Origin of the sequence: Clostridium sp. Marseille-Q5894, assembly GCF_946902305.1 — a bacterium.
Classification (GTDB): Bacteria; Bacillota_I; Bacilli_A; order Erysipelotrichales; family Coprobacillaceae; genus Thomasclavelia.
Genome location: NZ_CAMPPT010000003.1, coordinates 309812 through 319836, shown reverse-complemented (window position 1 = coordinate 319836; position 10025 = coordinate 309812). Strand labels below are relative to the sequence as shown.

Sequence of the window (10025 nt, the reverse complement as noted above, 5' to 3'; positions counted from 1 at the left end):
TTGATATTAAGAAGATAATTATATCAAAAATAATATATTTATGATATAGTACTTGAGAGGTGTTAAAATGGAAAATAAAGATAATGCTATTGAAGTAAGAAATTTATATAAACGTTTTAAAGTTCAGTATGATAAACCATTTACTTTAAAAGAAAATTTAATCAATATATTTAGAAAAAAAGAAATTGAATACCATCAAGTATTAAAAAATATAAATATAGATATAAAAAAAGGAGAAACTGTTGCGTTAATTGGTACTAATGGAAGCGGGAAGTCAACATTATTAAAATTAATGACACAAATTCTTTATCCTGAGCAAGGAACTCTAAAAACAAATGGGAAATTAACCTCATTGCTTGAATTGGGAGCAGGATTTCATCCTGATTTTACAGGACGAGAAAATATATATTTTAATGCATCTATTTTTGGTTTGAGTAGAAAAGAGATAGAAAGAAGGATAGATGATATTATTGAATTTTCAGAATTAGCAGATTTTATAGATAATCCAGTTAGAACATATTCATCTGGAATGTATATGAGGTTAGCTTTTTCAATTGCAATTAATGTTGATGCAGAAATTTTACTAATTGATGAAATACTTGCGGTTGGAGATCAACATTTTCAAGAAAAATGTTTTGAGAAATTAAAAGAACTTCGTGATACAGAAAAAACAATTGTTATTGTTTCACATAGCTTAGATACTGTTAAAGAATTATGTACAAGAGCAATTTGGTTATATAAAGGAGAATTTAGGTTAGATGGTGATCCTACCTATGTAATCAACGAGTATTTAAAACAACAAAGAGAGGCTTATAAAAAGGGTGAAATTAATAAAGCCGATTTAGATATTCAAACTAAAGCTGTTATGTTTATTGAAAAACCAAAATCATTTGAAAAAATAGATTCTACTACTAATCAAATCAGAGTAGAGGGATGGGAAATAAGTGAGCATCCTAATACAAAATTAAAATTGTTTATTGATAAAGTTGAGCAAAAAGGTATTTTTAGAAAACCAAGAAATGATGTGTATGAGGCTTACAAAAGTGAATTTATAGATTTAAATAAAGATAAAATAGGATGGGCTATAGATATTGATTGTAATAGTATTTCTATTGGAGAACATGTAATAAAAGTGATTTTAACAGATTCGGATGGAATTGATGTTCTTGAAAAAGAAATAAAATTTTCTAAGGGATAATAGGAGAGTATGATATGAAATTATTTAAAGATTTATATAATTATCGCGAATTATTGAAATCAAATGTAAAAAAAGAAATACGTGGAAAATATAAAGGATCTTTTTTAGGGGTGCTATGGTCATTTATAAATCCTTTATTACAAACAATTGTATATACGATCGTTTTTTCAATAATTATGAAAAATGATATGGATAATTATTTGATTTTTGTTGTTACAGGTATTATACCTTGGAATTTCTTTTTAACAACGATGGTACAAGGAATGACAACAATAAAAGCTAATGCAGGGATTATAAAAAAAGTTTATTTTCCTAGAGAAATATTGCCTATTTCTGTTGTATTGAGTGGTCTTGTGAATTTTTTTATTTCATGTTTAATAATTATTGTATTCTGTATTTTTGGCGGTGTAGGAATTTCTTGGCATATAGTACTAGTTCCGCTGATAGCAGTAATTCAATTTTTATTTACATTAGGGTTGGTTTTTATATTGAGTGCAATTAATATCTATATTCAAGATACAGAATATATTGTAACTTTTATTTTAAATATGATTTTTTATGCTACACCTATTCTTTATACATCTAGTCAATTACCAGCAAAATTTGCATTTTTATTAAACCTAAATCCTCTAACGCATATTCTAACAGCGTATAGAAATACATTTATGTATCATATATTACCAGGGGTAAAATCAATTTTAGTATTAATCATTATATCTATACTAGTATGTGTGATTGGGTATAAAATCTTTAAAAAATTAGAACGAGGTTTCGCAGAACAAGTATAAAAATAAGGAGAATATAAATGAAGCGTTGTGACATAATTATTCCAATATATAATGCATTAGACTGTTTAAAGGAATGTATCGATAGTATTATTAGAAATACTGATTTAAATAATAATGGACTTATTCTTATCGATGATAAAAGTCCTGATGAAAGAGTAAGAGAATATTTAAGAGAAATAGAAAATAAGTATAATGATATTAATATAGATGTGTTGTATAATGAAAAGAATTTAGGATTTGTTGGTACTGTTAATAGAGGAATGAAGTATTCTCAAAATGATGTATTACTATTAAATAGTGATACAGAAGTACCTAGTTTATGGTTGGAGCGTATTCAGAAATGTGCATATTCAGATAAAACAATTGCAACAGTAACAGCATTATCGAATAATGCTACGCTAGTATCTGTACCAGTAGGCTTACAGCCAAATGATATTCCTAAAAATTATACATTTGAAGAATATGCAAATATCGTAGCTGAAGCATCATATTTAGAATATCCTGATTTACCAACAACACATGGTTTTTGTATGTTTATTAAAAGAGAGGTTTTAAATTTAGTTGGATATTTTGATGAAGAAAAATTTGGTCGCGGGTATGGAGAAGAAAATGATTTTTCATTTAGATGTCTTGATTATGGGTATCGAAATGTTGCATGTGATGAGGTTATTGTTTTGCATAAAGAGAGTCAATCTTTTTTAGATGATAAAACACAGTTATTAAAGCATAATTTGGAAGTTTTGCATGATCGTTATCCAGCATATTCTCAAAAAATAGATTTATGGTGCCGTCAGTTTCCGCTAAATAATATATGTACTAATATTTTATATAACATTCAATTGCGACAACGACAAAATATTTTATTTTTAATTCATGATTTTGAAAATCCGAGAAATAATCTTGGTGGAACGACTATTCATTGTATGGATATTATTACAGAATTAAGATCAAAGTATAACTTTCATGTTCTTTTTCCTAGTAATGGAATTTATAAAGTTCATTCATTTTTTGAAGATGATGAACAGGAACTTGTTTTTGATGGTGTAAGTGCGTATAGCCAGTATAGCTATTTTAATAAAGATTATTATAAATTAGCAGAAAAAATAATAAAAGGGTTACAAATTGATGTTTTACATATACATCATATGATAGGGCACTATTTTGATATTTTAGATGTAGCTAAAGAAAACAATATAAAGACGATTATTACATTACATGATTTTTATTGCTTATGTCCTTCAATTAACATGTTATATAATATGGAAAAATATTGTTTATCACTTGATCAAAAGGAGAAGAATTGTAAAGAGTGTTTGTATAATAAAATGCGCTTGGCAAATGATATAATACCAATTTGGCAAAAAAGATGGTATGAATTTTTAAAAGGATTTAATTTGATTATTACACCTTCAGAGTCTACAAAGATGATAGTAGAGAATGTATATAATGATTTAGATTGTACAGTAATAGAACATGGAATTCGTGCAGATAAACAAAAAAGTAATTTAAAGATCGAGGAAAATGAATTTAATATTGCTTTTGTTGGAGTTATGGCTAAGCATAAAGGTGCTAAAGTAATTGAATATTTAGTAAAAAATACAAAAGATAAAACTATTAAGTATCATTTATTTGGAACTTCAGAGTTTGATTCTTTAGAAAGAAATACTGATAATTATACTTATCATGGTCGCTATAATAGGACAGAATTACAAAAACTACTAAAGAAGAATAATATTCACATGGTATGTAATTTGTCGATTTGGCCAGAAACATATTCATATACTTTAACAGAAACAATTTCTGGTGGTGTTCCAGTTTTTGCATTAGATATTGGTGCTGTAGGAGAGAGAATAAATAAATATGGTTTTGGCTGGACAATAAACATGAGTGCTTCTAATGAGCAGATTTTAGAACAGGTTATTCATATTAAAAATAATAAAGAAGAGTATCAGACTAAAATTAATAATTTAAATAAATATCAAGTAAAAGAAGTTGTTGAAATGAATAAAGAGTATATGAAACATTATACATATAAATCAAATGAGTCATTCAATAGTCAAGCGTTACGTGATTTAATTTTATTTTGCAAGAGTGAAAAACAAGCTAGTTATAACCCACAGTTAGATGAAATATTAAATTCAAGAAGATGGAAATTAGTATCTAGAATTCAATTGCCAGAGGCATTGAAAAAAATTTCAAGAAAGCTTATTAAATAGAGGTATGTTAAATGTATTCAGGAGTAGTAGTTGCATATAATCCCAATAAAGAAGAAATATTATTTAATATTAGAACTTATTTACCAGAATTAAAAAAATTATATGTTGTAGATAATTCTAATGAAGATAATTCAAAAATGTTTGAAGGAATAGAAAAAATTGAATATATTCCCAATATGGATAATTTAGGAATTTCAGCAGCTTTAAATATTGGTGCAAAAAGAGCAATAGAAGATGGCTGTTCTTGGCTTTTAACGATGGATCAAGATAGTTATTTTAAAAAAAATTCATTACATGAAATGAAAGAATATATAAAATCAGTTGAAGGAAATGATAAAAAAATAGGTATCGTTTCACCGTTCCATCTAACTAAAAGAACTGAGGGTATTCATTTAGAAGGGATAGATCATCCAATTTTAGTTATGACATCTGGAAATTTAGTTAATTTAAAAGCTTATCAGGAAGTTGAGGGCTATCCAGAATGGTATTTTATTGATTGTGTTGATTTTTATTTTTGTTTAGCATTAAGAAAGAAAGGGTATGAGATCGTTCAGGTAAATAAAGCTGTATTACAGCACGAACTTGGTGATACTGTAAAAAGAAATATAGGAAAGAAAATATTTTATCTTGATAACCATAATTATATAAGAAGATATTATATCGTTCGCAATCGTCACTATTTTTATGATAAATATGTGAATGATTTTCCCGAATATTGTGAACTTGAAAAAAAATGTACTAGAAAAGAAGCATTAAAAGTATTATTTTTTGAAAAAGATAAATTTCGAAAATTGTCATATATGTATAAGGGGTATAGAGATTATAAGGCAGGACTTGTTGGGAGAATAGATAGATTAGAAAAAAATAAGATTTATAAGAAAGATTCTAAATAATATTAGCTTTGTATTAATAGCATAAAATAGTAGATGATGAAATGAAAAAGTATTACTATAATGATGTTTAAAATAATTACCAATAAATAATGTATAGCAAATCTGAGGAGTAGAAATGATGGATAAATTGAAAGGGAAGGTATGTTGTAATAAAAAAAATGTTTTTTTGTTGGTGTCAACTATTATAATTGTACTTTCAATTGTAATAGGATTTGTATATATAAATCCTAAAATGAACAGAGATGTGTTGTTTGATAAAAATAATATATTAAAAGATAGATGGGTTCCTTTGCAAGAAGGACAAATAATTGATAATAAATATAGTTTTAAAAGTAGTGATTCAAAATTGTCATCGGTAGTTTTGACAGTTCAAAACCTTAACTCACAAACAGAAGGTAAAATAAGGGCTATAGTTGAAAATATAGATGGTGAAATTTTAAATTCATTAGAAGAAATAGTATTACCAAACACTGCATCCCAGGAAATAAAAGTTGAAATTACTAATAAAAAAAGTAGCGAAGATATAGTTATAAAATTAGAAGAAATTAATAATAGTGAAGGTGTTCAGACTAGAGTTTGTGATAGTGAAGATACAGATGTAGAGGCACACTTGGCATATAAAATATATAGTACAATGCCTGATTTTGTTACTCCGCTATCAATAATTATTTTTATTTTAGTGGATTTAATATTAATAATAAGTTTTTATTTTATTTTTATAAAAAAAGAATCATTAGAAAAAATTTTTATTGTTACAGTTTTATTATGCGGAATATGTTATATGATTTTGTTTACACCAGGGAATATACCTGATGATACAACACATATAAGAAATACATTAGGTTTTTCTTCGGTATTAATGTCCAAAGGTTCAAGAGAAGATATTGTTATTAGGGAGAGTGAAAATTTTATTGGAGATACACAACCATCGATTAAAACTTTAAATAGTTATAGAAAGATGATTAATTTATACGATAATGATAATAACTATGTAAATACAGGAATTAATCTGTCGGTGGATTTTAATGTTATATCGTATTTGCCAGGAATTTTATTAGTAACATTATGTAGAATTTTATCAATAGATGGTATACTTACAATATATATCGCAAGATTTGGAAATCTTATTATATATGCTGTAGCTTCGTATTATGCTATTAAAAAAATACCAATATTTAAAACCACAATTTTTACGATCGGGCTTTTACCAATGGTTATTCATCAATGTTCATCGTTATCTTATGATACGATTATTTTATCAAGTGCTTGGTTAGTAATAGGATATGGCTTTTATTTTGTTTATGGAAAAAATAAAATAAAAAAAGTTGATATGTTAATTTACATTATTGCCTCATGTGTATTAGTGACACAAAAAAGTGGTATTTACTTTTTATTGAATTTAATTCCAATATTAATAAATAAAACAAGAATTTCTGATACCAAAGAAAGAATATTAACTAAAATAACATTAATCTGTCCATGGATTATAACAATGGTAGGATTACCTTTATTAACAAATAATAATCTTGCTGCTAGATCGGTATCAAAAGCAAATGTTGTTACATGGGCGAATCAAGAAGGCTATAGTTTTACATATTTTATATCACACATTAAAGAAACAGTTATGCTTTTTGTAAGAACTGTAGTGAAAAAATTTGATCATTATGTTTTTACAACTTTAGGACAATATCTTGGGTCATTAAATTTAATACTATCTAGAAATATATTTATAATCTGGTTAGTTGCATTATTTACTTCTGGATTTAAAAATAAGAACGATACAGCTGATATATCAATATTGCATAAGATAATATATTTATTAACTTTTTTTGCAGTATGTGGAGCTTCAATGTTAGCAATGGCGTTTGCGTTTACTCCTGTTGGTTGGCCAACAATTGAAGGAGTACAAGGAAGATATTTTTTACCAGTGATAGTGTTTTTAGTAATATTTATTAGAAACAAGAAAATTATTATCAAAAATAATTTGAACAGATATTTTATAATGTTTATAATTATCCTTCAAACAATTACAGTTATTAATATTTTAGGGGCATTAATTATTGTCTAAAATAAAAATAATATTTAAAAATTTAATCGTGATTTGAAGCGCTATACTTTATGGCGCTTCTTTGATAAGATAAATATATGTTATAAAAAAGAAAATGATATATTAAATAAATTTATTTTAAGAGAAATCTTGATTTAACCTTTTGGGTTTAATTATGAAAGAATATTAAATTTTTTGATTGTAATAAGTAAAGTGGTTTATATAAAATTAATTTTAATAAAAATCAGAAATTTTGATAAATTATTTTTTGATTTTTAAATTGCACATTTTTATGATACAGATATATAAATAATATTGTTAATACTAAAAAGTATCAATTTAATATATATTAAAAATTTTATTCTTAATATTTCATCATAAAATTATGTTAAATAAGATATTGAATATTTTTAATCAGTATAATTTATGAAACTTTATTTATGCAATTCTATATGTTATAATCTTCGAAGATAGAAAATTTAAATAATATTATAAATAAGCAAAGCTAATAGGTAAGAAAGAATGGAGAAATTATGGAAAAAAAAGTATTGATTATAATACCGGCGTATAATGAAGAAGCGAATATTTTAAAAGCGTATAATAAAATAATTAAATATAATAAGGATAACAATACTAGCTATGATGTGATCGTTATAAATGATTGTTCAACAGATAACACTTTGAAAATATGTATAGAAAACAATATTCCCGTAATTCCTTTAGTTCATAATCTAGGTATTGGAGGCGCAGTTCAAACAGGTTATAAGTATGCTCTAGAGAATGATTATGATGTGGCAATTCAATATGATGGTGATGGACAGCATGATGTTAGTTATGTTGATAATATTATTAGACCAATTTTACAAGGAGAAGCTGATTTAACTATAGGTTCGAGATTTATTGATGAATCAACTAGTGAATTTAAATCTTCTACTGCTAGGCAAATTGGTATTAAAATTATTTCCTTTTTTATTAAACTAGTTACAGGAAAAAAAGTATATGATGTTACTTCGGGATTTAGAGCCTCTGGCCGTTTGGTTATTGAAGATTTTGCTAAATCATATCCAATCGATTACCCAGAGCCGATTACTAATACTGAACTTTTAAAAAAGAATTATATCATTAAAGAAGTAGCAGTTTCAATGAATGAACGAGAGGGTGGGGTTTCTTCGATTAACTCTTGGAAAACTGTATATTTTATGATCAATGTGATTTTGTCTATTTTAGTAGTTGGGATAAGGAGGTTTAAACATGTCAGATAATCTAGTAAGAGGCTTATTAGGAGTTGGTATTTTTTTAATAGTTATAGTAACGATAATTTTGAAAAAAGGAAGAATTCCAATGAAATTTGCTTTAGTTTGGTATGTTCCTTCATTTGCAATTGTTTTATTAGCCTTATTTCCTTCTTTATTTGAATTTGTAGCAGGAATTTTAGGCTTCCAAACAATATCTAATCTTGTTGCCGGTTTTTTATTTGTGGTACTATTTTTAATTATAATTGCACTTACTGTTATAATAGCAGGACAAACGACAAAAATTAATTTATTAATACAAGAAATATCTATGTTAAAGAAAAAGGTAAATGATAATGAAAAATAATTTAAAAAAAAATGTAATTTGGAACACATTAGGATTAACATTTAATTCGTTTAATTCACTTTTCTTTTTAATTATAATTAATCGAATTAATGGAATAGATGATGGTGGAATATTTAGTTTTGCCTTTTCATTAGCTTGTTTATTATTTGTAGTCGGAATTTATGCTGGTAGAACATATCAAGTTTCTGATGTGAAGGGTGAATTGAATGATACAGAGTATTTAGTACATAAAATTATAACATGCGCTATAATGATGCTGATCTGCTTTGGGTATATTTTTATAAAGAATTATTCTATAGAAAAGAATATAGTTATAATTACGTTAACTTTGTACAAATGTTTAGAGGCTTTTAGTGATACGTTATATGGCTATATGCAAAAAAATAATAATTTATATCTATGTGGCATGTCACAGTTTTTTAAGTCAATAATATCAATCATTCTCTTTCTTTTGATAGATTTAACAACAAAAAATTTAATATTTTCTTGTTATGGATTAATTATAGTTAATTTATTAGTGATTATTTTATTTGATTTTCCAGTAGTAAAAAAGATAACTCAGCGTCAAGAAGTGAAATTTAAAAGAGTTATCAATTTATTTAAAGCTGGTTTTACTGTATTTGCATTTTCTTTTTTAGCAATTTATATCGTTAATGTACCTAAGTATACAATTGATGGAATAATGGATGATTCCTTTCAGACAATATTTAATATAATTGTCATGCCTGCTACAGTAATAAGTTTATGTGGTCAATATATTATGGGACCAATATTGACGGAATTAGTAGAGGCATATAATGGTAAAGATTATTCAAAATTTAAATCTTTAGTATATAAAATTGTTAAACTTATCATATTATTTGGAATTGTAATAGAGGTGGCTGCTTATTTATTGGGAATACCAGTATTAAGTTTAGTATATGCAATAGATTTATCTGCTTATAAATACGATTTATTAATAATCATTATGGGGGCAATTTTATATGCTTTAGCTAATGTATTTTCTACCGGTTTAATTACAATGAGAAAAAATAATTTACAACTTGTAATTTATATTAGTAGTGCTATTATAGGATGGATACTATCAAATTTATTTATAACAAAATTTGGTATTCATGGTGCGACATATGCATATTTTGGAACGATGATGTGGCATGGATTGTTATATACTATTTATTTTAAATATGAATATAAAAAATTAATAACAGAATAAATTTATAGTATTTAAATAGTCTTGTGATTTATTGATTTTAATATATCTTTTGAATACAGTCGGAAAGGAAT

The 10025-nt window shown here is 25.6% G+C and carries 8 protein-coding genes; all 8 read left to right on the top strand.

The window, feature by feature from the left end:
• Positions 1–67 precede the first annotated feature (67 nt).
• The 8 genes from OC535_RS07010 (at position 68) to OC535_RS06975 (ending at position 9954) form a co-directional block, all read left to right on the top strand.
• On the top strand, positions 68–1198 hold the full coding sequence (locus tag OC535_RS07010) for an ABC transporter ATP-binding protein (protein ID WP_024721967.1): 1131 nt from the start codon (positions 68–70) through the stop codon (positions 1196–1198).
• A 14-nt stretch (positions 1199–1212) separates the two neighbouring features.
• On the top strand, positions 1213–1986 hold the full coding sequence (locus OC535_RS07005) for an ABC transporter permease (protein WP_227053220.1): 774 nt from the start codon (positions 1213–1215) through the stop codon (positions 1984–1986).
• A 17-nt stretch (positions 1987–2003) separates the two neighbouring features.
• Positions 2004–4202, top strand: a complete 2199-nt coding sequence (locus OC535_RS07000; protein WP_024721968.1) for a glycosyltransferase — start codon at positions 2004–2006, stop codon at positions 4200–4202.
• An 11-nt stretch (positions 4203–4213) separates the two neighbouring features.
• Positions 4214–5095, top strand: coding sequence for a glycosyltransferase (locus tag OC535_RS06995; RefSeq protein WP_024721969.1), 882 nt, complete (start codon positions 4214–4216; stop codon positions 5093–5095).
• A gap of 118 nt (positions 5096–5213) precedes the next feature.
• Positions 5214–7163, top strand: coding sequence for a DUF2142 domain-containing protein (locus OC535_RS06990; RefSeq protein ID WP_227053218.1), 1950 nt, complete (start codon positions 5214–5216; stop codon positions 7161–7163).
• Between the two features lie 512 nt (positions 7164–7675).
• Positions 7676–8404, top strand: coding sequence for a glycosyltransferase family 2 protein (locus OC535_RS06985; RefSeq protein WP_024721973.1), 729 nt, complete (start codon positions 7676–7678; stop codon positions 8402–8404).
• A complete protein-coding gene (locus OC535_RS06980; protein WP_024721974.1) occupies positions 8394–8741 on the top strand; it encodes a DUF2304 domain-containing protein in 348 nt (115 codons plus the stop codon). Before OC535_RS06985 ends, OC535_RS06980 begins: the two co-directional genes overlap by 11 nt.
• Complete coding sequence (locus OC535_RS06975; protein ID WP_227053217.1) at positions 8731–9954, top strand: lipopolysaccharide biosynthesis protein; 1224 nt, start codon at positions 8731–8733, stop codon at positions 9952–9954. Before OC535_RS06980 ends, OC535_RS06975 begins: the two co-directional genes overlap by 11 nt.
• Positions 9955–10025: the final 71 nt, after the last annotated feature.